Source organism: Runella sp. MFBS21, from assembly GCF_029433105.1.
Lineage (GTDB): Bacteria > Bacteroidota > Bacteroidia > Cytophagales > Spirosomataceae > Runella.
The window spans coordinates 1,013,556-1,038,734 of record NZ_JARNTW010000001.1 but is presented as its reverse complement, the minus strand read 5'-3'; the positions used below and the strand labels follow the sequence as shown (position 1 = coordinate 1,038,734).

Below are 25,179 nucleotides of genomic sequence, written 5' to 3'. Positions count from 1 at the left end.
TAGGTAGTTGTTGTTAAGCGTTGAAAAAATCCACCGCATACAAGTTTAAACTATAATCACTTTTTGTACTTTAGAACAAAATTAAAAATAAACATGAAGGGCTTCGTTCGTTTTTTACTAACCATAACTTTGTTGGCATCGGCTACCACCGGATGTTTTACTCCACCAGATTACAGTCCCGTCCCTGAAATTGCATTCAATAGTATGGACAAATTTGAAGTTATTGAACCTTTTTCAAAAGCAAAACAGGATTCGGTCATTATTACTATTGAATTTAAAGATGGCGACGGCGATTTGGGTGAAAGTCCGGCTAATCGCGACGATCCACGCTATGGAGAGTGGGGAAATTATGAATTAAAAACGCTAAGAAGAACAACGGGAAACCAATTTGTAGAGTTTCCCCTTCCAGGCAACAATAAGCTGTTTTTTCCAATTTTAAAACCTGACGGCAAAAAAGGCCCTATCGAAGGTCGATTAGATTACTCACATTATTTCCCTCATTCTAATAATTCGCGCCCTACTACCGTAAAGTTCCAAATTAGAGTACGAGATCGGGCACTCAATGTCAGCAATGTAATAGAAAGTGATACGATTTCGGTGCATCTACTTCAATAAAGAATCAAAGTATAAACAAAAAAGCAAGCGCGTCGAATTTTGATAATTCGACGCGCTTGCTTTTTTTCTGTAATTATTTATCGCTTACTCTTCAGAATCGATTGCCAAATCGGCCGCTTTCTTAAACATATCTATCACCAAAGAAATACGGAATGTATTGGCCAAAGGGCTTCCTTGTTTCTGAGGCATCAAATAAGCAAAGTCTATTCCATAACGATTCTGAACACGAGCGCCAAAACCCACTGTAAAATATTTACGATCGCCTTTGCTACGAGCTTCGTTGAAATACCCTAAGCGTACTGCAAATACTTCATTGTACCAATACTCAGCCCCTGCCGAAATCATAAACTCACGCAACTCCTCCGAAAATCCACCAGGAGCATCCCCAAAAGAACTAAACATAGCTGCGATAGTGCCTTGATTGTTACCTTTGGTTCCACCAGGAGTAGGAATCATAAGTTTATTGAGATCTAAAGCAAAAGTTAGTTTATTGTGCGTATCAATAAAGCGCGTTGCAGCTCCTCCCAATTTGAAAGTGGTGGGAATAAAACCGCTTTCGGTTCCACCATAATTAATTTTTCCTCCGATATTCTGAAGCATCAAACCAAACGAATAATTCCAACCTTTGCCGGTTCCTTCGTCGATTTCTTCAGTTTGATAGAACGCACTAATATCACCCGCTACAGTTTGTCCAGGCTTGAGCGAAACGCCTCCCACTGCAATGTTTCCAGCAAGGTTTGAGTTTAAGTACTTTAAATTAATTCCCATCGAAAACTTATCCGATAATTTACGAGAATAGGCTAAAGTACCATAAAATTCATTGGAATAATAGTCTCCCAAGGAAGTTCCGAAGTTGTTTCTTGCTTCAAATTTGCCGTGGTCAAAATACATTAAGCTTATTCCAATCGCTTGGTCTTTGCCAATTTTTTTGAACCCTGATACGTTTGCAAAATACATGTCGTCGGTTATGTTTCTTAACCAAGGAGTATACGACACAGCTACACCATAATCCTTGGTAGATTGAGCCAATTTGGCTGATCCCCAATATACAGAGTTGGCATCGGGACTAAGTGCTACACCTGCATCACCCATAGCGGCACTTCGTGCATCTGGTGTAAAAGCAGCAAAAGGTACTGAAGGTATCACAGCACGTAGCGTACTATCTTGTCCAGCAGAAGTAATTTGAGCCGAAACAACGAAAGAAGAACAAAAACCCACCAACAATGTAGCGACGGGAGAAATTTTTCTTATCATAAGGAAATTGGTTTGCCAACATTACCCATTAAAACTTGAAGACATGGGCGAGTCAAAAATAGCATTTCTGTTTTATAAACTGCAAAGATATTAATTTGTATTTTCAAAATCTACTTTAGAAGTACCAACTTGCATCCTAGATTTTGCGTATATTGTCTTGTAAGCGAATAGATACTAACTTTGTACACATACATTCCTTTAGGTATTGCTTGTCCGGCATTGTTAGTTCCATCCCAATTAAATGCTTCTATGATTTTATCAGAGTGATAGATAGTTTGATTTGAAGTCCGAATTAGCTGACCATTCAAGTCGAATATTTGAGTTTTGATGTCGATGTCATCTCCTTCATCTACTAGCTCAATTTGTAATTTAGTTTGCTCGACAAATGGATTCGGATATGCAATGAGGTTTTTGATTAATCGTATCTGGCTTCCTACTCTAAATCTCAACGTCTGAGTACTTGAATTATTGTATGTATCTTCTATTTTTAAAGTAAGTATATACTCTCCAGCTGAAAGTTTATAAAATGGGTAGTTAACAGTGCCTTTGCGGTAGTCGTCTTTATCGGCCACAAAGTACTGATTCACCACCATCGAAAGGGTGTCATTTAAGGTCAACACCATATCTGTCGAAAGATTTATACCATTTTCATCCGCTATTTCAGCAATCAATACAGGGCTATCTTCTACTTCATTTCCATCAACAAACGTGCCATCGTTTAGGTACATAGAAAGTTGAGGAGGAGTATTATCTACGACTGTTGCCGCTTTTCCACCTACCCATATTTGATTACTCCCACCACTTGCGTCGACTAGGCTATCTTCCCTCACGGCGTACACTTGCACTCGGCCTTTGGCTAGTTTTTCCTCCACATTTTTTGGTACGATAAAATCCGTGCTAAACTTTCCGGCTTTGACACTGACCCACCCTTCAAAAAGGCGCGTATTATATTCGCCATACACCATTTTACTGCCTTCATTTCCAAGAGTCTCGATTTTGTTTTCGGGACCAAACACCGTCACACGTGCGAGTCCATTAAAGTCTGCAACGAGGGTATCTCCATTTTTAACCTCTCCCACAATCTGGCTTTTTCCGCCCGCTCTTAGCGTATCTTTTGCAGTTATTTCAATCGAATAGTCGGGATAATTAAGTCTGAGAGAAGGATCTCCGAGAAGCGTAAAGTTTCGATTAAACACGCCACTAAAGCTGTTGTTTTTGGTATGTTTCATCAAATCACCAAGGCGCGGAACTTCACCGCTTGATTTTTGAAAAGCCGCTTCGTAAAAAGCATTATTTAACAGGTAATTGGTACTTGCATACACGGGCCTGGCAGTAGTAAGCATTGCGATAGCTCCTCCCGTGCGGCTTAAAACGGCAATTTCGGCTCCCGACACCTCGGCAGGATTATCAAAACGACCAAACTCACAAGTGGCCGTAATAATCAAAGGCATATTATCGAGATTGCGCCAACTGAGCAAGTTTTGAAGAGTAACAATTTGCTCATCGGCCCATATCGAAGTACCGCCATGTCCTGTATAGTTTACTATAAACGCACCTTCCTTTATGTATCTGTCAATAGCCTTTCCCACTTCAGGGGCATGTTGACTTGTAGTGCCTATTTGGGGATAAGCATCTACATACAATTTTCGTAAATCATAGGTAGGAGAAAGTTTTGCTACTACTTTAGACAAATTATCAGCATCTTGCTGATGAAGATTACTATCTCCATCATCAGCTACAAATACGATTTTTTGGCGCCAATTTCCCCTAGACCGCTTAGTGTTATATCTCATCAATTTATTGACAACCGCTTCAGCCTCTTCTACTGACTTAATAGGCAGCCTGCCCACGCCAACATCTAACGTATGATTTCCGCTATAGTCTTCTCCCCATTCGCCTTCGTTATCTTCCAAAAAACCATAATAATCATCAGATCCAAAACTCAATACCGGCTGTGATGACTCGCGACTCTCATAGGTAGGAACAAACAAACTCATCTCTTGAGGAGACAGTGCTTTCAGGTTATTTTTATAATCATAACTTGCATCGCCCAACAGCAGTAGATATTTCAATTTTTGCGGGTCTTTTTGGTACATATACCTTACAAAATCCCGAATAGCCGTAGGGTCAGCCTGCCCCGATCCAAATTCATTGTATACCTGAGAAATAGGCACTACTGCTACCTCTAAACCATCGTTTTGGCTTCGAAAATCTGCCAACTTTTGAGCTTGTTTTTGCCAAACCATAGGCGTTACTATCAGCATATTAGGAGCCTTCATGGCCCGTATATTCTGATTTGCAATGGCTCTAAAAGAAAGAGGTTTTTGGAGTTGTTCTTCAGTAAATACCACAAAACGTTTTATGGTTTTTCCTTCTTTTCCAAAGGTAGCCTCGGTGCCATTGAGCTGATAGCTTTGTTGAAGTGGCCGCTGCGGTATCGTGATATCCCAAAGTTGCATTTGAGCCGTAGCTTGACTTATCACATATTTGACAGAATCTTGTGCCAAAGCAGCGAGACTCTGAAAAATCGTAGGTTGGCTATATAACCTTAAATTCCGCTGTAACTGAATCCCCAAAAAATCTAAGTAACCTTCCGCACTAGCTTGTCCTGCTTTATCAAAAGTCAGTACCATACTTACGGTATTAGCAGCCCCTGATAGTTTGCCTTCATAAGTACGCTGTGTACGTTGACCTTTAGAATCATAACGGTACGTCGTAACTGTACCCATGGTTTGTTCGCCAATCGCCTGTCCATTTATTGCAAAACCAAACTTAGTGACCACTTGCGCAGCAGCCACCGTTGCGGCCGTAAATTTGAAGGGGCTATCTGGCAACAGCCCTGGCAAATCTGCCTTAAATTCTTGACGAGTTTGGCTGCCAAAATATTCTCCCCACCACTCACGCCCTGATTGAGTACGATTATATAACTCACTCTCTTTGAAGACGTAATCGTCAAAGGTCGTAATCAAAGCGCCACTTTTTCCGGCAGATTGTGACACAATCCTCCTTCCCGCTTCATTCCCTATCTGAAGAAAATAAAAAGTAGTGTCATTATAGAGATTGAGCTGATGTTCGAGGCGGTTTTCGACGGCATTGTATTTAATTTCGTGCGGGCTTTGCCCAAAAAACCAAAGAGCGTCTGCTTCATCAAAACGGCTATCGGCTTCGCCTTTTACGTAGACTGCATTTTCGATGAGGTCAGCAGCACGGGGTATTTGATTAGACTGAGGAAGCATACCTCCTCCATTTCCAAAAAGTCGTAAGTGTTTAGGATTGATTTGGGAAGGGTCAACACCCATTTGTTTCAGATAAGCAGCGTCAATTTTATATACACCCGTTTGAGTAACTCCTATCTTAAACCATTGTCCAGAAGATAATACTGAGTTTTGGGCAAAACTTTGATTTCCCAACCCCCATAGTAAAACTAAATAGATGGGGGTTTTTGTCCCACAAAGTTCCCAAATAACCTGAAAAAGTCTTTCGTATAAAACAAACCTGTTTTTCACCCGTAGTTGTTGCCCAAATTGCACCTTATTCTTTATTTACACTTTCTCAACCCAAGCATGTGCCGCCACCAAATATTTTTTTTGTGAGGCTTTTTCTATACAAACGACCCGCGTACGTCTTAGCGTACCTCTCACAAACATTTTTTGATTCAGCAAGAAAGTCTGTCCTTCATTTAGCTGACTTACCATTACAAGATGGGTTTGAGGCGCATCAATGTTTTTGAGCGCTTGCATGAGAGGCAAGTGGGTTCCGGTAGAAGCCGTGGGGTTTTGGGCATAATGTAGCAACGGAGCCAAAACCGACAAAGGGAAATTTTGCTCATTCAAAACAGGCTGGAGCAAGAGGCTAAAATGATTTTTCCATGCTTTCCCGTGCGGAGGTTGGCGACGCTTGTATCCTCGATATACCTCCAAATGAGCTACTTCGTGAAGATACGTAATCAAAAAATTATAGGGATTTAGATTGACATTGACCGTGATACGTTCGCGCTGCCCAGACTGAGCCGTAAAATCGCCAAGACGAGTTCGGCGTGGCCTAGAAGCCACAAAATCAAATTGATAGCGTTCCCACAATCCATAACAATACTCCACGGCAGATGCCGGAATATGCCCCTCTAAAATGCTTCGCATGACAAATCTCGCTTCCACCGATATTTTGTTGGTAAAACAAACAACAATCAAACGCTAAATTCTGCATTTTTGTCCACCGAACCAAGAGAATAAGATTTATGTTCTGAAAATACAAAGATTAACTATTAAAGTAAAACACAATGAATCACGGACAAGAATTTAGAAAGTACGCAGTAAAACATTTAGGCATGAACGGCCTGACCGTTGATGGCTACGTAAACCATACCGTAGAAAACATGACCCGCGCTATCATCGAAGAGCGCCCAATGAATTTCCGCGAAGTAGATGTATTTTCGCGCCTTATGGCCGACCGTATCATCTTCTTTGGAATGCCCGTAGATGACCAAATCGCTAACATCGTAGTAGCTCAGTTGTTGTTTTTGGAATCTGCCGACCCCAAAAAAGATATTTTGATGTATATCAATAGCCCTGGTGGCTCCGTGTACGCAGGCTTGGGTATTTATGATACCATGCAATATGTCCGTCCTGATGTAGCTACGGTTTGTACCAGTTTGGCGGCTTCTATGGGAGCTGTATTACTAGCAGGTGGTGCCGCTGGCAAACGTGCCGCACTTCCTCACGCTCGTATTATGATTCACCAGCCTTCAGGCGGTGCCCAAGGACAGTCAGTTGACATCGAAATCACTGCTCGCGAAATCGTGAAACTTCGGGGAGAATTGTACGATATTTTGGCAAGCCACACTGGTAAGTCAGTCGAAATTATCGAAAAAGACTCCGACCGCGATAAATGGATGCGCGCCGAAGAAGCTAAGGAGTACGGCTTAATCGACGAAGTATTGGTAAGAGAAAAATAGGCGATTACTTATTTTTTTACAAAAGGCGACGTGGAAAAATCCACGCCGCCTTTTGCGTTTTTGTGCCAAAAATACTACTTACTGCCCCTTGCTTACTACCTTTGCGGTATGCATCAAAACTATCATTTTTTAAAACATTTGACCGAAGCGCTTCGTCCCTTGACCAAAGGGTTGAAGTTTATGGAATGTTTTAGTCAAGAAAAAGATGAGTTGGTCATCGTATTGGCTCAAGCTCGCGGCAAAAACAATTACTATCGTCCGTTTTTTATTCGGGCGATGTTACGACCTGATTTTGCTTGCTTCAACTTCCCTGACGAATTTAACCGCGCTCGCCAAAATAGCGTAGATTTATTCGAAAATCTCTATGATTTGGAGGTCACAGAGATACGACAATTTCATAATGAACGAGCGTTGGGGATTGTACTCGACAAGAATTTCACGCTCGTTTTCAAATTATTTGGCAATCGCTCAAACGCAGTATTGTTTGAGAACGACCTAGTCATCGACCTTTTTCACAATAAACTTGTTTCTGACAATACTCTAAAACTCTCGCAGCTTGACCGCTCTCTCGACCAATCTTGGGAAGCTTATGAAGCTGCCAATTATGACCATCGTAAAATATTCCCCACGTTTGGAAAGGAAATAAATGCATATCTGGAAAAGCAATTTACCCATGTAGGGGCAGGCCTTGCGTCTGCCCTTGCTGCTGCGTCTGCCCCTACTGCGTCTGCACAAACTCAAATAGACATTGGCACAAAGCCCACACCTGACGCCATAGGCGATATTGTAGGGGCAGACGCACAAGCCGTAGGGGCAGACTCACAAGCCGTAGGGGCAGACGCACAAGCTGTAAGCGCAGACTCTCAAGCCGTAAGCGCAGACTCACAAACCGTAGGGGCAGACTCTCAAGCCGTAGGGGCAGACTCTCAAGCCGTAGGGGCAGACGCACAAGCTGTAGGGGCAGACGCACAAGCCGTAGGGGCAGACGCACAAGCTGTAAGCGCAGACTCTCAAGCCGTAAGCGCAGACTCTCAAGCCGTAGTAGGGGCAGACGCAAGGCCTGCCCCTACGAAACACCGTTGGCAAATCATCCAAAATACGTTGATGCTTCTTTCAAATCCTACATTTCGTATTAGCCTCTGGAATCATCAACCTACTCTTTCGCTTGTACCGCTGGGGGAGGTCGTTCGCGAACATACCGACCCCATTATCGCTCTCAATGATTTCTATACTACTTACAATCGCATAGGAGTCATTGCAAAAGAAAAAAGCGAAGCCCTCAAAATGATTCAGAAGCGTATCCAACGAACTGAGCATTATTTGGAAGAAGCTTTTCAGAAATTATTAGACATTGATAGCAATATCAAAAATGAGGAAATTGGACATATTTTAATGGCCAATCTTCACCAAATTCCGGAGCGTGCCGAACGGGTAACATTGTTTGATTTTTATCGCAATCAAGACATCGATATCAAGCTAAAACCAGACTTAACCCCACAACGCAACGCCGAAAGCTATTATCGAAAATCAAAAAATGAGCGCATCGAAATTGAAAAATTGCAAGAGAATATCGCTTTAAGGGAAGGCGAACTGGAAGAACTCAAAAACCACGTCAGCATTATTGAAGCATTTGAATCACTCAAACTATTGCGCAAATACCTTAAAAATAATAATCTTCTCAGCGATGCGCCCGTCCTATCTCCTACCCAACTTTTCAAGCACACCGAGTTTGATGGATATGTGATTTTGATTGGAAAAAATGCAAAAAACAACGACCTCCTCACCAAAAAATACGCCTATAAGGAAGACCTTTGGCTACATGCCCGCGATGTAGCTGGCTCCCATGTAGTAGTGAAATACAAAGCAGGCAAAAAAATTCCTAATAGCGTCGTTGAGCGCGCCGCTCAAATCGCCGCTTGGTACTCGAAACGCCGCAATGAAACGCTTTGTCCGGTAATCGTAACCCCGAAAAAATTTGTCAGAAAACCTAAAGGCTTACCTGAAGGAGAAGTAATTTTAGACAAAGAAGAGGTCGTAATGGTTCAACCACGCGGTTTATGACCGCAATGATGATTGTCGGATTCGTAATTCACCCCGCATTTTTTGAGTGGAAGCCATAAATGTATCACGATGAATGATGTTGTCGATGAGCAGTGAGGCCGCGGCTTCGCCCATTGCAAATGGGAAAAGATGAAAAACCGTCAACGAAGGTTCAATCAACTCCGCAATCAACTCATCACCAAAACCCACTATTGCTACTTCCTGAGGAATTTGAAAATTTCTTTTTTTCAATTCTACCATTATTTCGATGGCATTGGCATAATGTACCGCAAAAATTCCGTCAGGTCGGGCATCAAGCGCAAGCCATTTTTCTAAAGCCAACAATGGCTCTCCTTTCTTGAAGTGACTATGATAAATCAAGGATTCGTCTAGCTCAATACCATGCTTTTCTAAAGCCGCTTTGTAGCCCTGAAGTCGAGCACTACTAATGAGTAGCTCACGTGGGCCTGCACATACCGCAATCCGACGACAGCCCTGGCCAATCAGATGCTCAACTAGCGCAAAACTTCCTTCAAAATCCTCTTGAACCACCTTGGCAGTGTCAACTTCATCACACACCCTATCAAAATGCACAATTGGCAATCCCTTTTTCAGTTGGAGTTTAATGTGTTCAAAGGAAGTAGTTTCTTTGGAATGACTGATAAGGAGCCCATCCACTCGGCTCGCCACCAAAGCTTGTACGTTGAGGGTTTCGGTAGAATGTGATTCGTTGGATTGGCAAATCATTACACGATAGCCTGCCTCAGTAGCGACTTTCTGAATTCCTGCCAATACACCCGCAAAAAAAGGACGTTCAATATCGGGAATCACCACTCCAATTGTGTGTGTTTCGCCACGGTGAAGGCTCTGCGCCAATAGATTGGGGCGATAATCCATCTCCGTAGCCACACGTAAGATTTCTTGACGTGTAAAAGAATTAATGTCTGTACTGCCATTTAGTGCCCGCGATACCGTGGAAGGAGCTACCCCCAATGCCCTAGCCACATCCACAATAGTAGTTTGACGAGCCGCTTTTGGCTCTTCGTGTTGTGGCAAAGATACCGTAAAATGTAGTTCACAGGTTTTACAAAACAAGCGTTGTTTGCCCCTTACAAATCCAGCCTTCACTACATTATGAGCTGTTCTACACTTCTTACAAGGCACCATTAAAATTATATTTTTCCAAGTTCAACTAAATCGTCAGTATCTACTCACTTCCAAAAAAGGGAAAGGAGTTTTATACAATTTCACAAATTTATATAAAATATTTGAGTCTAAAATAGCTATCGGTGGCGTTTCCGAAAACGTTTTCGATAGATAAAAATATTTTTTAGTAAAATAATTTCGAGATATTTTTGAATCTTAGCCATCTTCTCCTAACATTAACTACAATTTGATTTTGGGGGTTTCACTTCCGTTTTTATAGAACGTACCTAAGAAAAAAATCAAATTGTACAATTCTAATGTCTTAAACCGAACCAATTTCCTGAAATTTCACCATAAAGAAATCCTAAACATTTCTATGTCAAAAGCCTCACAACCTTCCGTTTCCCGCAGAAAATTCCTTGAGCTTACCGCCAAAGGAGCCGCAGCTTCTACGGTGATTGGAGTTCCTACGATTGTACCCTCATCGGTATTCGGCAAAAACGCCCCTAGCAATAAAATCAATATTGGGCAGATTGGCTGTGGACGCATCGCACGCGACCACGACATGCCCGGCACTATGCAGCATGAAGCAGCGCGCATGATTGCGGTTTGCGACCTCGATAAAAATCGCCTACAAGACGGCAAAAAACTCGTAGAAAGCTATTATACCAAGAAAACAGGTAATGCCAATTACGTCGATGCCAAAATGTACGACGACTATCGCGAGATGTTGCTCAACAAAGACATAGATGCCGTAGTCATCAGTACACCTGACCACTGGCATTCACAACCCGCGATTGAAGCGGCTTTGGCAGGAAAAGATGTTTACTTACAAAAACCCACTTCACTCACTATTGCCGAAGGACGGATGTTGAGCGATATTATTCAGAAAAAAGGCACCATTCTTCAAGTAGGGACTCAGCAACGCTCTTCGCCTCAATTTAGGATTGCGGCCGAACTTGTACGCAATGGCCGAATCGGTAAACTTCATACCGTGAAGGTGGGGTTGCCCGGAGACCCTTCTGGTCCTTCGGCCGCCCCAATGCCTGTGCCGGCAGGTTTCAATTATGATATGTGGTTAGGCTCTACACCCGAAGTGCCTTATACCGAAATCGGCGTTCATCCTCAGCAGGGCTACGGCCGTCCGGGATGGTTGCGCTTAGAGCAATACGGCGCAGGGATGATTACGGGATGGGGACAGCACCATTTTGATTCGGCAGCATGGGGGATGGATACCGAATATACCGGCCCTATTTATGTACAAGCCGTAGCGGAGTTTCCGAAATCAGGCCTTTGGAATGTGCATGGCGATTTCATGGTCAAAGCCGAATACGCCAACGGCATTACGATGTATACTAGTGGAGGTTTTCCTAATGGTATCCGATATGAAGGTACTGAAGGCTGGATTTTTGTATCACGTGGGGATTATGTGGCTTCGGCAAGCGACCCTGTCTCTAAAGCCAAAAGTAGTAAAGCGCTTGACGCGAGCGACCCCAAAATTTTGACATCTGTAATTGGAGAAAACGAAATTCATTTATACAAAAGTGACGAACAGCACGGCAATTGGCTAGAATGTGTCAAATCACGCAAAGCGCCGATTTCGCCCGTAGAAATTGGCCACCGAGCTTGTAGCGTATGTTTGGTGAGCCATATCGCTATGAAACTGCCTCGCAAACTTCAATGGGATCCTAAAGCAGAGCGTTTTGTCAATGACAAAGAAGCCAACGCCATGTTGAGCCGTCCACAACGCAAGCCTTACGGAACTACCAATATTAAAATGTAACCCCCAATCCTGATAAGATTTAAAGTCTTATCAGGATTTAATAAATCACCCAAATGAAAAAATCTCATAACCAACGTCGTACGTTTTTGAAAGAGTCAATGGCATCAGCAGCAGGGCTAATGACTTTGCCTATGTTTTCTTCAGACGCCCTTGGACATATCAAAACCGAAAAAGTAGCCCCCTCACCTTCCATTCAATACGAATCGCCCCGCATTAAGTTTGCGGTGATTGGCATGAATCACGGCCATATCTATGGTCAAGTAGAAGCCGTGGTCCGTGGTGGTGGGCAGTTGGTGTCGTATTATGCCAAAGAGCCAGATTTGGTGGCCGCCTTTGCCAAACGTTATCCTCAAGCCAAGCTTGCTTCAGGCGAAAAAGAGATTTTAGACGACAAGTCTATTCAGTTGGTTTTGAGCTCGGCGATAGCCAATGAGCGTGCCCCTCTAGGCATCAGAGTAATGAAAAGCGGGAAAGATTTCATGGCCGATAAGCCCGGAATTACTACCCTAGAGCAACTTGCCGAAGTACGCCGCGTTCAGAAACAAACGGGTCGTATTTATTCTATCATGTATAGCGAACGCTTTGAAAACCGCGCTACTGTCAAAGCAGGAGAACTTGTAAAAGAAGGTGCGATAGGAAAAGTAATTCAGACGATTGGTTTGGGTCCCCACCGCATGAATCCTAAAACGCGTCCTGAGTGGTTTTTTAACAAGGAACAATTTGGGGGTATTATTTGTGACATTGGTTCTCACCAATTTGACCAATATCTCTTCTTTACCAACTCCACGCAGGCCAATATTGTGGCATCGCAAGTAGGCAATACGCATTATCCCCAATATCCACAATTTGAAGATTTTGGCGATGTGATGCTGCGTGGCAATGGCGGCATGGGTTATATCCGAGTCGATTGGTTCACGCCCGACGGCCTCAAAACATGGGGAGATGGTCGCTTGACGATTTTAGGTACGGATGGTTTCATTGAAATTCGAAAAAACATCGACATCGGTGGCCGCTCTGGCGGAAATCACCTCTTCCTGACCGATCACAAAGAGACACGTTATATCGACTGCTCACAGCAAGAATTGCCTTATGGCCGCCAACTCGTGGATGATATTCTCAACCGTACAGAGACTGCCATGACCCAAGCGCATTGCTTGTTGGCTACCGAATTGGCTATCAAAGCCCAAAAGCAAGCGCAAAAAATCACGTTGAACAAAGCGTAGGGGCAGGCCTTGCGTCTGCCCCTACGTCAGGAGTGGAGCATGCCTTGCGTCTACCCTTACGTCAGCAGTGAACCCTATGCCTGCCCTTACATCAAGAGTGGGGCAGACGCGAGTCAGGAACAACCTTACAGTGGGCAGACGCAAGGCCTGCCCCTACCCCCAAAAAAATTATTTACGCCATTCATTTTTATACATGCATTATTTAAAACGTATTCTCTTTGTAGCAGTCGTATTTTCGTCTGTGAAAGGTTGGGCTCAAACAAAAATTACAGCCCAAAAGCTTAATTCTAAAATTGACATTACGATCAATAATAACTTTTTTACGAGTTACATCTTTTCACAAGATGAAAAATATCCTTTTTTCTTCCCTGTCAATGGCCCTTCAAATGCCAGCGTGACGTCGATACGAAACGGAAATTATCCCCACCACAGTTCGCTGTTTTTTGGGTGTGATAGAGTAAATGAAGGCAATTATTGGCAGGAAGGATTAGAAAAAGGGCAGATTATTGCCCTCCGTACCGACATTGTGCAATCGGGCGGAGAAAAAGTAGTGATTGAAAATGAATGTATTTGGCGACGCCCCAATGCCAATGCGCCTATCAAAGACTTTCGTACGATAACCATTACTGCCCCGTCGAAAGATTTGTACCAAATTGATTTTGATGTAACCATGGAAATGCTCATGGACGTCACGATTTTGAAAACCAATCACTCGCTTTTTAGCGGGCGAATGGATCCCGATTTGGCAGTGATTAACGGCGGAACGATGATTAACACCGAAGGAAATACGGGAGAAAAGGGGACGTTTGGTGTGAAATCACCGTGGATTGATTGCTCAGGAAAAAGAGGGGATAAAATAGAAGGACTTACTATTATGCAACATCCGTCTAATCCTTGGTATCCGTCTCCTTGGTTTACAAGAGATTACGGCTTTTTTTCACCAACTCCCATGTACTGGCCTCAAGATGATAAAGCTACGGTGTTGAAAAAAGGTGAAAAGTTATCGTTGCGCTACCGTGTACTGGTGCACGCAGGGGACCACAAAACGGCTAATGTGGCAAGTCTTTTTGAAAAATATAAAAGTGAATAAGTAGGATTTCTTAGACGTTTCAAGTTTAAAACTCTGTTGATTCTCAAAGGCATGAGCTTAAAACTTGGAAAGTCTATCTGCGCTCGCCCCAATTTCAAATTGGGGCGGTAATGGTCTAAAGTCGCTGGATTTTTAGAGCTTAATAAAATTGATTAATGTGTTATCTAAAGTCGGAGATTTTGTACCATACCCGCCCCGACAAGATGTCCAGACGAGCATCTGTCTAAAGTCTTTGACTTTTTAAGAATTTAATAAATACAAAATGGCATTTGTTCAAACTATGCGTTGGTTTGGCCCCAACGATCCTGTGTCTTTAAGGGATATTCGACAAGCGGGATGCACAGGAGTGGTATCGGCGTTGCATCAAATTCCCGTAGGAGAAGTATGGAGCGTAGAAGAAATTCAACGTCGTATTCAGCTAATTGAGGCAGAAAACCACCTCTATACCCCTCTGACGTGGGAGGTGGTAGAAAGTTTGCCCGTACATGAAGACATAAAAAAAGGACTTCCCAGTCGAGAAAAATACATCGAAAATTACAAAACGTCGTTACGGAACCTAGCTGCTTGTGGTATCAAAACGGTTTGTTACAATTTTATGCCAGTACTCGATTGGTCGCGTACGAATTTGAATTATCGGATGCCCGATGGTTCATTGGCCTTGCGTTTTGTGTGGGAAGATTTTGCGACTTTTGATTTATGTATTTTAAAACGCCCCAATGCAGAAGCAGACTACTCAGAAGCGATTCAGGAAAAAGCCCGTGCTAAGTTTGCCCAAATGAGCCCAGAAGAAATAGCCATGCTTCAAAATACGGTACTTTTGGGTTTACCTGGCTCCAATGAGGCGTTTGAGTTGGCTACTTTTCAAGGTCTATTAGACAATTATAAACACATTGGTGATGCCGAATTAAGGACTAACTTGTACTATTTTATCCAACAAGTAGCGCCAGTTGCCCAAGAAGTGGGTGTCAATCTCTGTATTCACCCCGACGACCCTCCGATGCCATTACTAGGATTGCCGCGTGTAGTGAGTATCGAGAGTGACTTAGCGCAACTCATGGAGGCTTGTGATGTACAGGCCAATGGTATTACGTTTTGTACTGGTTCGTTGGGCGTTCGTGCTGATAACGACCTTGCTGGAATTGCAGAGCGATTTGGGCACCGAATCCATTTTGTCCATTTGAGAGCAACCAAACGCGAAGCCTCCGAAGATAATCAGTTGATATTTCACGAAGCCGATCACCTTACTGGCGATGTAGATATGTATGCCGTGGTGAAAGCATTTGTAAGAGAAAGTAAAAAACGCCATGAATTGGGACGACCTAATGTGCACATTCCGATGCGCCCCGACCACGGACATCAAATGCTAGATGATTTACCAAAAACAGGAAAAGATAAATCATACCCCGGATACTCGGCGATTGGACGTTTGAGAGGATTGGCGGAGTTAAGAGGATTGGAATTGGCGATTGAGAGAAGCCTCTAGCTTTATAAATTACCTCCTGCTTTAACTGGAGATAACCAAATAAAATCAATGATAAAATATTTGTTTCTATTTCTGATATTAGTTTCAACGGCAGTTCTCGCCGACGACGGTTCGCGGCTTTGGCTCAAATACGATCTGTTATCTGACGGACAACAGCGCGAAGCTTATACAAAAATGACGCAATTTGTGGCAAGTAACTCCTCTCATCCTACGGTGAAAGTATCCATACAAGAATTGGAAATGGGGCTAAAAGGATTGCTAGGAAAAACACCATTGGTAGTTAAAACAGCAACAAAAACGGGCGGAATTATCCTCACTGTAGTTCCTAATTCTCCTTCGACAACGGCATCCGATGGCTTTGATTTATTTACGGAAAAAGGCAACATCGTTATTTCTTCTCAGTCAGAAGTAGGGGTTTTGTACGGAGTATTTGAACTGCTACGCCATATTCAAACGGGAAAAACAATCACTAAGCTTTCAATAAGCAGCAGCCCAAAAATTAAGCTGCGAATGTTGAACCATTGGGACAATGCCAACGGAACCGTAGAGCGCGGCTATGCAGGGTCATCGATGTGGAAATGGAATGAACTTCCTTTTCGCATAGATCCGCGTTATATTGCCTATGCCCGTGCCAATGCTTCTTTAGGTATCAATGCCACGTCGATTAATAACGTCAATGCCAGTTCTCGTTTTTTAACGGATGAGTACCTCGAAAAAATCAAAGCCGTTGCCGATGTGCTTCGCCCTTACGGAATCAAGGTTTTTATTTCGGTCAATTTCCGTTCACCGCGTACATTGGGAGGATTAAAAACATCTGACCCACTCGACCCAGAAGTGCGCAAATGGTGGAATGAGAAAACCAAAGAGATTCACCGTTACATCCCTGATTTTGGAGGTTATTTAGTCAAAGCAAATTCAGAAGGAGAGCCTGGCCCCCAAGATTATGGACGCACCCACGCCGATGGAGCCAATATGCTGGCCGAAGCCATGCGGCCTTATAGCGGTATCGTCATTTGGCGGGCATTTGTCTACAATGCCGACCCCAAAGGCGACCGATTTAAGGAAGGTTATGCTCAGTTTAAGCCTTTGGATGGGATGTTTGACCCAAAAGTAATTGTACAGGTCAAAAATGGCCCGATTGATTTTATGCCGCGTGAGCCGTTTCACCCCATGTTTGGGGCATTCCCTAAGACGACCTTGGGCATGGAATTTCAGATTACGCAAGAATATTTGGGGCAATCGACTCACTTGACTTACCTCGCCCCCATGTTTAAGGAATGCCTTGATTCCGACACCTATGCCCAAGGAAAAGGAACCACCGTCGCTAAAATAATCGATGGTAGTACCGAAAATCATACCCTCTCTTTAATGGCGGGGGTGGCCAATACAGGCTCTGATGCCAATTGGTGCGGGCATCCATTTAACCAAAGCAACTGGTACGCTTTTGGTCGCTTGGCGTGGGACTACACACTTTCGCCGGAACAAATCGCGGAGGAATGGACCCGAATGACGCTGACTCGAAAACCACAGTCGGTACAAAAAATTACGGACATGATGCTCAAGTCGCATCCTATCTATGTGAGCTATACCTACCCCTTGGGAACATCACACATGATGGGAGAGGGGCATCACTACGGCCCTGAGCCGTGGCTCACCAAAGCCGCCCGTCCCGACTGGACTTCGATTTATTATCATCGTGCCGATTCCATCGGTTTAGGATTTGACCGTACGGGAAAAGTGAGCAATGCGCTTCAATTGTATAGCCCTGAGGTACAACAACTTTGGGGGAGTCATGACAAGTGTCCGTTGGATTATTTACTGTGGTTTCATCACGTACCTTGGAGCCACAAGCTAAGCACCGGACGCAGTCTTTGGGACGAACTTTGTCACCGTTATTACGACGGAGTGGGGCAAGTAGGCAAATTGCAAACAGCTTGGGAAAGTGTAAAGTCAGATATTGATACCGAGACGTTTGAAAACGTGAAAGGCCGCCTGAAAATCCAAGAACGAGAGGCGTTGTGGTGGCGTGATGCTTGCGTGCTGTATTTTGGTGAATTTAGTAAACTCCCAATTCCTAAGCCGCTTGTGCCTCCTACTCGAACCTTAGATGAGGTGAAGAAGTTGACCGAGATTTATCATTTACGATAACGTCAGAGACGTTAAACCATGCCCGTCCCGACAAGATGTCGATACGAGAGTTGAACCGCGTTTACCTCAACAAAATGTCGGGGCGAGTTTTCTAATAAAAGCAATCCAAAAAATTACCAAATAAATGAACCCAATTTTTTCGTTAGAGGGCAAAATAGCCCTCATTACTGGTGGTGGTAGTGGTATTGGCAATGCCATCGCAAAATGTATGATTGCGTCGGGAGCAACGGTCGTGATCACAGGTCGCCGCGAAACCCCACTTCAAGAAGCGGTCGCTGAATTGGGCGAAAAAGCGCATTACGTTGTGAATGACGTTACCGATTTGTCGCAATTAGAAGCGTTGGTAGAGCAGATAGAGTCAAACATAGGGCCGATTGATGTGTTGGTAAACAACGCGGGTATCAACATGAAAAAACCTGCTTTGGAGGTATCAGATGAAGACTTTCACCGAATTATCCATACCAATTTAAGTGCCGTATTTTCGCTAACGCGGGCCTGTGCCAAGCGCATGGTGGCGCGCCAAATCGGTTCTATATTAATGATTTCGTCCATGGCCGCCTATTATGGCATTGACCGGGTGGTGGCTTATGGGGCATCTAAGTCGGGCGTAGAAGGGATGGTACAAGTACTCACCTCCGAATTTTCGAAGTTCAACGTTCGAGTAAACGCCATTGCGCCTGGGTTTATCGAAACAGCTATGATGAAGACCGCCATGAGTAGTGACCCCGATCGTATGAACAAGGCCCTCGACCGTACACCAATAGGATATTTTGGTAAGCCCGAAGATATTGGTTGGGCGGCAGTGTATTTATCATCGGAGGCGGCTAAGTACGTGACGGGCGTTTCACTTCCTGTAGACGGGGGTAATTCGATTGGTTTTTAATAAGCCTTTCCACATCCACTTTAAGACTTTTTAAGTTATGATAACTTAGAAAGTCTTTTTTATGAAAAAAATCTTGCAGAGACTTATGGTATGATTAATGTACTATCATTGGATTGGTAATTTCTAATCTTCAAACCTGATTTTTCAAATGAAGCTTTTGTGGTTGTTTTCATGGTGTTTTTTTGTAATAGGAGGTCTTTTTGCCCAAAATTCACCCAAAGATAGCATCGATATATTCAAGGAAGGTGCCGCCAATAGTTTGGTTCAACAATACGAAATGCTATGGCAAAACTCATCCCATAAAGAATTTTGGCAGGAGTTTCAACAAAAGTTTGCGTCAGATTTTGATCCGCAAAAACAATACCAATTAACTTTCACTCAAAACATCGACACCCGTGAAATAGAATTATTCAAAACAAGAAATGCCCAAACCACCTTCTTGAAAAACCATCCTCTATCTTCACAACTTTCGGACTCATTCAAACACTACGTCGAAAATACAATTCGGTGGAACTATTGGTATCAGCTTCTCAATTATGCCGTTTCTCGAAGCAATGCTGATGCTCGTAACTTAAAGATGGCCTCGTTGCCTAACGTCATGATAGAAGCGTTAGATCCCAAAAAAATAGCAAACGAAGAAGCTTTTTTAAGTACTTCTTACCGTGATTTTCTAATGGTTTTTGTCACTTATTTCAATTCTCGTCAACGCGGTTTTGAGAAATATACCAACCTAGGAGTAGCAATGAATGACAAGGCGGCATTTGCAAAAAAGTACTTATCAGGCCCGCTATTGCCTTATTACCTCTGTCGATTGGTGCGAGAAAATTGTACCAATACTCCCAAAGATGCGGTTATCAATACCATTGATGAATTAAAACGCCTCCCACAAAGTGAACGCTATGTACAGCTTGCTACCGAAAAATGTCAAGAAACTCTTAATCGAAAAGAAGAAATAGCAGCTGCTACCCCCACTCCTACCAAAGAAAGCACTCTTACACCTAAAAAAGGTGAAGATATTGTATTCCAAACTATAGACGGAAAACCTTTTTACTTATCTGATTTTAAAGGGAAAGTGGTATATGTAGATTTTTGGGCAAGCTGGTGTGGGCCGTGTCGCAAAGAGTTTCCGTACTCAAAAGCACTCCACGAAAAGCTTACCGAAAAACAACAAAAAAAGGTGGTCTTTCTGTATATTTCAATCGACCAAAATTCAGGCGCTTGGAAGCAAGCTCTTCAGGCGCTTGAACTACCCGGCGAGCATGGACATGTGAATATAAATCTCAATGCCCAACTCCTTCGCAAATACGCCATCGACAGTATCCCAAGATACATGATTATCGACAAAAAAGGCAATGTAGTTTTACCCAATGCGCCCCGACCAAGCTTTCCTGATACACTCAGTGAAATCTTAAAATTGGTTGACTAAAATTCAATCTTAATCACAGTTCTGTCTTATTCAGCTCTTACAATGAGCTCGGGTTTTATGGTGTCATACTGGTTAAGACAAAGCCAAAGCTGCGCCAAGACGACTACGTCTTCTTTACAATATCTACGAATGCGAGCGAGGTCTTTTTCGGCATAGTAGACCCGTGTTACATCCTCACCACTGATGTCCGACTTACTGCTTGGAATACCAAATAGCGCCGCCAATAAATCCAACTGAGCAAAACTTTTATAATCGCCAAAACGCCACATATCTAGCGTATCTTGGTGGAGAATTTCCCAAGGTTTTTTGCCTGAAATCTGCAATGATTCAGGGAGTTTGATTTTATTGATGAGCATCCGACGACACAAATACGGGAAATCAAATTCTTTGCCATTGTGTGCACACAGGGCTAGTTGATTTTGCGGATATTTTTCTACCAATTCCTTAAATTCCAACAGGATAGCTCTTTCGTCGTCTCCCGCAATAGATTTTACCTTAAAGCGAGGATTGTCGTCACTACTAGTCCAATACAAGGCTCCTACACCAATGCAAATGATTTTGCCGAACTCAGAGTAAATCGCCGCTCTACGATAAAACAAATCAAAAGCTGACACGTGATCATCGTTGCGGATATTGATCGCTTTGCGTTCCCATTGCTCTTGCATTCGTTCATCAAACAAATCCAACGACGCTTTACCCGATACGGTTTCGATATCGATAAACAAAATATTTTTAGCTTTTTGGCGAAGGTCTTGCATGGTGATAAGCTATTAAAAAGACGAAGCCTAACAAGCTCCGTCTCTGTTGTGATAATTATTTGGGAAACCTCATTTTATAATCCACTTTTACATTGCCTTTAGAAATATCGGCCAAGCGTTTTTTAAGCATCTGACGCTTCAACATAGGCAAATAATCGGTAAAAAGTTTGCCTTCTAAATGGTCATATTCGTGCTGAATAATGCGCGCAGCCATATTATCGTATTCTTCAATGTGCTCATTCCAGTCCAAGTCGCGGTATTTAATCTTTACTTTTTCGGGACGATACACATCCGCTCTGATGCCCGGAATACTCAAACACCCCTCTTCAAAAGCCCATTCTTCCCCCTCTTCTTGTAAGATTTGGGGATTGATAAATACCTTTTTAAATCCCTCCAAACTAGGGTCTTTGTCTTCCTCTTCTTCATCTTCGTTGAGAGGGGTACCATCCACAATAAACAATCGAATACTCTGTCCGATTTGGGGAGCTGCCAGCCCGATACCCGATGAATCATACATAGTCTGGTACATATTTTCGACTAATTCGGGCAAATTGAATTCATCTTTCTCAATAGGGCGTGCCACTTTTCTCAACACGGGATCGCCATATGCTACTATAGGAAAAATCATTGTTGTCTATGCAATATTAATCTGATAAAATTTTTCTGAGTTTTTCTCAACGACGACTTTCTAAAAAAGACTGTAGTATAATCGTTGCACTTATTTTGTCAATATTTGACTTATCACGTCGGTCACTTTTTTTGGAACCCGCCGCAATCATAGCATCTAATGCCATTCGGCTCGTAAAACGCTCATCATGCTCATAGATAGGCGTATCCGGAAATACTTTCTTAAGCTGTTTGATAAAACCTTTGACGAGCGGGGTGTTATTGGTATCAGTGCTATCAAGATTACGGGGCATTCCTATCACAAATGCCTCCAAAGATTCTTGACTAGCATAACGCTTCAAAAACTCCATTAAGTCATGCGAGCGCACTGTGTCTAGCGCCGTTGCTATAATCTGCAACGGATCCGTAACCGCCAATCCAGTTCGCTTAGCTCCGTAATCTATGGCCAAAATTCTACCCACTTGTACTTTTTTTTAAAAAACATTTCCTCATTATGTGGAAAAAAGTCAACAAACTGGCAATCAACGGTTTTGATATCCTAAAACAGATGTAAGCCCTTGCCAGCCTCTCAAACTTTGATTTCAGAGAGAAAAACCAACTTTGCTGCAAATATAGCAGAAAAATCGGCAGGATTCAGGAGAAGGCACTTACAAAAAAACCTTTATTCTATGACATTTTGACAGTTTACATCGCCTAGCATTATTATTTTAGGGATATAATAGACGCCTAAAAATTGCCCAAACATTTGCTTGTTAAATATTGTTAAAAATAAGAAATTTGGGCACTCTTTTTTTAGTGAATGGCGTTATGTCGATGCCTTTCGGCCAATGGTTTGTTAGAAAACCCTTTCACAAATCTTTGTTTTAAAAAACCAAAACCAAATCACATAAAGTCATGAACCAAAATTGGAAATCGTTGGCATTGGTTGGACTCATTTCGAGTGCAGTAACCGTCGGAAGCGTTAAGTTGCTTGGCGGTCTTAACGACACCAAAGATGTCATCTTCACAGAGGCTAGCACGCCTTCCCTTACCCGCTTTACGAATGGCAGCGCTCCAAGCGGCGCAGCTGCTGATTTTACCTATGCTGCCGAAGTTTCTACGCCTGCGGTAGTACACATCAAAGCCTCTGCAATGCGCCAAGCTCAACAAAGAGGCATGGATATTTTTGACTTCTTCGGAGAAGAGTTTGGAATGCGTCGTGGTGGCCCTCAAAAACAAGAATCTTCAGGCTCAGGTGTAATTGTAAGCCCTGATGGCTATATCGTCACCAACAACCACGTGGTAGAAGGTGCCGAAGAACTTGAAGTAGTAATGTCAAACAAACGTACTTACAAAGCCAAAGTAATTGGGACAGACCCTTCTACTGACATTGCGGTTATTCAGATTCCAGCCAAAGACCTTCCTGCTCTGGCATTCGGAAACTCCGACGCAATCAAAGTAGGTGAATGGGTAGTAGCAGTAGGAAACCCCTTCAACCTTGAATCGACTGTTACGGCGGGTATTGTAAGTGCCAAAGGCCGTGGTATTGGTATCTTAGCCGAAAAATTCCGCAGCAATGGCAATCAACTCAAAGGTGATACTCCTCTTGAATCTTTTATTCAAACCGACGCCGTAGTGAATCCTGGTAACTCTGGTGGCGCTTTGGTCAATCTCAAAGGAGAACTTGTAGGTATCAATACCGCTATCGCAAGCCCTACAGGTAGCTATGCTGGATACGCTTTTGCAGTACCTTCTAGCTTAGTCAAAAAAGTTTCAACTGACATTATCAAATTTGGTGGCGTACAACGTGGCTATATCGGTATTATTCCTGAAGAATTGGATAGCAAAAAAGCAGACCAATACGATGTAAAAGTATCAACCGGTATTTATGTTCAAGGATTTGGCGAAGGCAATAGCGCCGCCAAAGACGCTGGCCTTAAAGTAGGTGATGTGATTACAAAAGTAGACGGTATTGATGTTGATTCTGACCCTAAATTCCGTGAGTTAGTAGCTCGCAAACGCCCTGGCGAAAGTGTAGTATTGACCGTAAACCGCGCCGGTTCTGTGAAAGATTATACTGTGACACTTCGTAATCGTGAAGGTGGCCGCGAAATCATCAAAACAGATGAAGCAGATGTAGCCCTTAATTCTCTAGGTGCACAGTTTAGCGACCTCAATCAACGCGAACTTCAACGCCTTCAACGTGCCAATATTGAAGGAGGAGTGAAAGTCACTGCCATGCAAGCTGGAAAACTAGCGCGAGTAGGAGTAGAAGAAGGTTTTGTGATTACGAAAGTAAATAGTAAAGCGGTACGCTCTGTAAAAGAGATTAAGGCTGCACTTTCGTCTAAAAAAGGGACACGCGTCCAAATGGAAGGCTTGTACCTAGATTATCCAGAAGATGTGTATTCGTTTGGATTCAATCTTTAAATCTTAAGTTTTTATCTTTTACAAAAGGGTGGGTCAGCAAGACTCACCCTTTTGTTTTACAAAATGCTTTAGTACTATTGTATAAATATTCAACCTCATAGTGAATGACAACAGCTATCATTATTACGATTTGTATATTGATTCTTATCGCTTACGTTTTTGACATTACTTCTTCAAAAACCAAAGTTCCTTCAGTAATTTTATTGCTATTGCTTGGGTGGCTAGTCAAACAAATTTCGACTACGGTCGGTATCCGAATACCTAACCTTAACCCTATTTTACCTATTTTAGGAACGATTGGACTGATTCTCATCGTATTAGAAGGCTCTCTTGAACTTGAGCTAAACCCTTCTAAGTTTTCGTTGGTAAAAAAATCTTTCATGGTGGCTTTGCTTCCAATCGTTTTGTTGGCCATAATATTTGCAAGTATATTTTACTTTGGATATGGCATTGATTTCAAAACAGGCCTTACCAATATTATTCCGCTCTGTGTCATAAGTAGTGCTATTGCCATTCCAAGCGTCAAAAATTTATCAGGCTCTCAAAAAGAATTTATCATTTACGAAAGTAGTTTGTCGGATATCATTGGGGTGGTTTTTTTTAATTTTGTAGCTCTTAACAACACCTTCGGTATCAAAACTATTTGGGATTTTTTGGGAGAACTATTGGGTATTATTATTATCTCTTTTATTGCCACAGGCGGGCTTTCTTATTTGCTCAATAAAATCAATACTCACATCAAGTTTGCCCCCATCATCGTATTAGTGATTTTGATTTATAATATCTCCAAAATATACCATCTCCCTGCTCTTATTTTCATTCTTATTTTTGGGTTGTTTTTAGGGAATCTAGACGAAATGAAGCAACTGCCTGTCATCGAATGGCTAAAACCAGAATTGCTCAATCGGGAAGTAAAGAAGTTTAAAGAAATAACAATTGAAGCTACGTTTATTATAAGAGTACTCTTTTTTCTACTCTTTGGCTACTTGATGGAAACTTCCGAAATCCTCAACCCCCAGACTTTTGTGTGGGCTGTGGGGATTGTGGCAGGTATCTATCTGATTAGGTTGTTGATATTGAAACTCTACAAAACTGAACTTTCACCGCTTGTGTTTATTGCTCCTCGCGGTCTTATTACTATCTTACTTTTTTTGAGCATACCTACTCCTCAAATCATCCCACTAGTCAACAAATCTCTTATCATACAAGTAGTTATCTTGTCAGCTTTAGTAATGATGGTAGGTCTAATGTTGGACAAAAAAGAAATTAGTTTGATTGAAAAAACAGAATAAGGGCCTATCGTTATTCAAGATTAAATAGACGATTAAGCTTCAAAACGCGGC

At 42.7% G+C, this 25,179-nt stretch carries 19 protein-coding genes; 12 read left to right on the top strand and 7 right to left on the bottom strand.

Annotation, left to right across the window (positions count from 1 at the left end; all coding sequences use genetic code 11):
* The first annotated feature begins 93 nt into the window (after window positions 1-93).
* On the top strand, window positions 94-615 hold the full coding sequence (locus P1X15_RS04025; protein ID WP_277336843.1) for a hypothetical protein: 522 nt from the start codon (window positions 94-96) through the stop codon (window positions 613-615).
* Window positions 616-699: 84 nt separating this feature from the next.
* Here the strand turns inward: P1X15_RS04025 and porV are convergent, their stop codons facing one another.
* The 3 genes from porV to P1X15_RS04010 all read right to left on the bottom strand — a co-directional run bounded on the left by porV (window position 700) and on the right by P1X15_RS04010 (window position 6,005).
* Entirely contained in the window at window positions 700-1,869 is a 1,170-nt protein-coding gene (gene porV, locus P1X15_RS04020; protein ID WP_277336842.1) for a type IX secretion system outer membrane channel protein PorV, read from the bottom strand.
* Between the two features lie 110 nt (window positions 1,870-1,979).
* Window positions 1,980-5,375, bottom strand: a complete 3,396-nt coding sequence (gene porU, locus P1X15_RS04015; protein ID WP_277336841.1) for a type IX secretion system sortase PorU — start codon at window positions 5,373-5,375, stop codon at window positions 1,980-1,982.
* A 36-nt stretch (window positions 5,376-5,411) separates the two neighbouring features.
* Window positions 5,412-6,005, bottom strand: coding sequence for a sprT domain-containing protein (locus tag P1X15_RS04010; protein WP_277336840.1), 594 nt, complete (start codon window positions 6,003-6,005; stop codon window positions 5,412-5,414).
* A gap of 140 nt (window positions 6,006-6,145) precedes the next feature.
* Here P1X15_RS04010 and P1X15_RS04005 point away from each other — a divergent pair, with 140 nt between their 5' ends.
* Both P1X15_RS04005 and P1X15_RS04000 read left to right on the top strand, forming a co-directional pair.
* Window positions 6,146-6,820 carry a ClpP family protease gene (locus P1X15_RS04005; RefSeq protein WP_273211157.1) on the top strand — a complete coding sequence of 225 codons (675 nt, stop codon included), beginning with the start codon at window positions 6,146-6,148 and terminating at the stop codon, window positions 6,818-6,820.
* A gap of 108 nt (window positions 6,821-6,928) precedes the next feature.
* Complete coding sequence (locus tag P1X15_RS04000) at window positions 6,929-8,881, top strand: NFACT RNA binding domain-containing protein (protein ID WP_277336839.1); 1,953 nt, start codon at window positions 6,929-6,931, stop codon at window positions 8,879-8,881.
* Here the strand turns inward: P1X15_RS04000 and P1X15_RS03995 are convergent.
* Window positions 8,876-9,988, bottom strand: a complete 1,113-nt coding sequence (locus P1X15_RS03995; protein ID WP_277336838.1) for a LacI family DNA-binding transcriptional regulator — start codon at window positions 9,986-9,988, stop codon at window positions 8,876-8,878. The two genes, P1X15_RS04000 and P1X15_RS03995, sit on opposite strands and share 6 nt — an antisense overlap.
* Before the next feature lie 394 nt (window positions 9,989-10,382).
* Here P1X15_RS03995 and P1X15_RS03990 point away from each other — a divergent pair, with 394 nt between their 5' ends.
* The 7 genes from P1X15_RS03990 (at window position 10,383) to P1X15_RS03960 (ending at window position 20,042) form a co-directional block, all read left to right on the top strand.
* On the top strand, window positions 10,383-11,789 hold the full coding sequence (locus P1X15_RS03990) for a Gfo/Idh/MocA family protein (protein ID WP_277336837.1): 1,407 nt from the start codon (window positions 10,383-10,385) through the stop codon (window positions 11,787-11,789).
* A gap of 53 nt (window positions 11,790-11,842) precedes the next feature.
* Complete coding sequence (locus P1X15_RS03985; protein WP_277336836.1) at window positions 11,843-13,012, top strand: Gfo/Idh/MocA family protein; 1,170 nt, start codon at window positions 11,843-11,845, stop codon at window positions 13,010-13,012.
* 193 nt (window positions 13,013-13,205) lie between these two features.
* Complete coding sequence (locus tag P1X15_RS03980; protein WP_277336835.1) at window positions 13,206-14,102, top strand: PmoA family protein; 897 nt, start codon at window positions 13,206-13,208, stop codon at window positions 14,100-14,102.
* Between the two features lie 262 nt (window positions 14,103-14,364).
* The gene (gene uxuA, locus P1X15_RS03975; RefSeq protein ID WP_277336834.1) at window positions 14,365-15,585 is read left to right on the top strand and encodes a mannonate dehydratase; all 1,221 of its coding nucleotides are present in this window, start codon (window positions 14,365-14,367) and stop codon (window positions 15,583-15,585) included.
* A 48-nt stretch (window positions 15,586-15,633) separates the two neighbouring features.
* A complete protein-coding gene (locus P1X15_RS03970; protein WP_277336833.1) occupies window positions 15,634-17,733 on the top strand; it encodes an alpha-glucuronidase family glycosyl hydrolase in 2,100 nt (699 codons plus the stop codon).
* Between the two features lie 124 nt (window positions 17,734-17,857).
* On the top strand, window positions 17,858-18,616 hold the full coding sequence (locus P1X15_RS03965; protein WP_277336832.1) for an SDR family NAD(P)-dependent oxidoreductase: 759 nt from the start codon (window positions 17,858-17,860) through the stop codon (window positions 18,614-18,616).
* Between the two features lie 148 nt (window positions 18,617-18,764).
* A complete protein-coding gene (locus P1X15_RS03960) occupies window positions 18,765-20,042 on the top strand; it encodes a TlpA disulfide reductase family protein (protein ID WP_277336831.1) in 1,278 nt (425 codons plus the stop codon).
* 26 nt (window positions 20,043-20,068) lie between these two features.
* On the opposite strand, the gene P1X15_RS03955 is transcribed toward P1X15_RS03960, so the two are convergent.
* Genes P1X15_RS03955 through ruvX form a run of 3 tightly spaced genes read right to left on the bottom strand, consistent with a single transcriptional unit; the run spans window position 20,069 to window position 21,888 of the window.
* Window positions 20,069-20,800 carry a 3'-5' exonuclease gene (locus P1X15_RS03955; protein ID WP_277336830.1) on the bottom strand — a complete coding sequence of 244 codons (732 nt, stop codon included), beginning with the start codon at window positions 20,798-20,800 and terminating at the stop codon, window positions 20,069-20,071.
* Between the two features lie 55 nt (window positions 20,801-20,855).
* The gene (def, locus tag P1X15_RS03950) at window positions 20,856-21,428 is read right to left on the bottom strand and encodes a peptide deformylase (RefSeq protein ID WP_277336829.1); all 573 of its coding nucleotides are present in this window, start codon (window positions 21,426-21,428) and stop codon (window positions 20,856-20,858) included.
* A gap of 46 nt (window positions 21,429-21,474) precedes the next feature.
* A complete protein-coding gene (gene ruvX / locus P1X15_RS03945) occupies window positions 21,475-21,888 on the bottom strand; it encodes a Holliday junction resolvase RuvX (RefSeq protein ID WP_277336828.1) in 414 nt (137 codons plus the stop codon).
* 433 nt (window positions 21,889-22,321) lie between these two features.
* Between ruvX and P1X15_RS03940 the strand changes: the two genes are divergently transcribed.
* Window positions 22,322-23,836: a trypsin-like peptidase domain-containing protein gene (locus tag P1X15_RS03940; protein WP_277336827.1), complete on the top strand. Its 1,515-nt coding sequence runs from the start codon at window positions 22,322-22,324 to the stop codon at window positions 23,834-23,836.
* A gap of 104 nt (window positions 23,837-23,940) precedes the next feature.
* A complete protein-coding gene (locus tag P1X15_RS03935) occupies window positions 23,941-25,128 on the top strand; it encodes a cation:proton antiporter (protein WP_277336826.1) in 1,188 nt (395 codons plus the stop codon).
* Window positions 25,129-25,179: the final 51 nt, after the last annotated feature.

Coding starts and splice junctions, on each gene's coding strand:
- P1X15_RS03990 (WP_277336837.1), top strand. CDS start 10,383: ATGTCAAAAGCCTCACAACCTTCCGTTTCCCGCAGAAAATTCCTTGAG.
- uxuA (WP_277336834.1), top strand. CDS start 14,365: ATGGCATTTGTTCAAACTATGCGTTGGTTTGGCCCCAACGATCCTGTG.
- P1X15_RS03965 (WP_277336832.1), top strand. CDS start 17,858: ATGAACCCAATTTTTTCGTTAGAGGGCAAAATAGCCCTCATTACTGGT.
- porV (WP_277336842.1), bottom strand. CDS start 1,869: ATGATAAGAAAAATTTCTCCCGTCGCTACATTGTTGGTGGGTTTTTGT.
- P1X15_RS03980 (WP_277336835.1), top strand. CDS start 13,206: ATGCATTATTTAAAACGTATTCTCTTTGTAGCAGTCGTATTTTCGTCT.
- P1X15_RS03955 (WP_277336830.1), bottom strand. CDS start 20,800: ATGCAAGACCTTCGCCAAAAAGCTAAAAATATTTTGTTTATCGATATC.
- P1X15_RS03985 (WP_277336836.1), top strand. CDS start 11,843: ATGAAAAAATCTCATAACCAACGTCGTACGTTTTTGAAAGAGTCAATG.
- P1X15_RS03935 (WP_277336826.1), top strand. CDS start 23,941: ATGACAACAGCTATCATTATTACGATTTGTATATTGATTCTTATCGCT.
- P1X15_RS03960 (WP_277336831.1), top strand. CDS start 18,765: ATGAAGCTTTTGTGGTTGTTTTCATGGTGTTTTTTTGTAATAGGAGGT.
- P1X15_RS04010 (WP_277336840.1), bottom strand. CDS start 6,005: ATGCGAAGCATTTTAGAGGGGCATATTCCGGCATCTGCCGTGGAGTAT.
- P1X15_RS03970 (WP_277336833.1), top strand. CDS start 15,634: ATGATAAAATATTTGTTTCTATTTCTGATATTAGTTTCAACGGCAGTT.
- P1X15_RS03940 (WP_277336827.1), top strand. CDS start 22,322: ATGAACCAAAATTGGAAATCGTTGGCATTGGTTGGACTCATTTCGAGT.
- def (WP_277336829.1), bottom strand. CDS start 21,428: ATGATTTTTCCTATAGTAGCATATGGCGATCCCGTGTTGAGAAAAGTG.
- P1X15_RS04000 (WP_277336839.1), top strand. CDS start 6,929: ATGCATCAAAACTATCATTTTTTAAAACATTTGACCGAAGCGCTTCGT.
- P1X15_RS04025 (WP_277336843.1), top strand. CDS start 94: ATGAAGGGCTTCGTTCGTTTTTTACTAACCATAACTTTGTTGGCATCG.
- P1X15_RS04005 (WP_273211157.1), top strand. CDS start 6,146: ATGAATCACGGACAAGAATTTAGAAAGTACGCAGTAAAACATTTAGGC.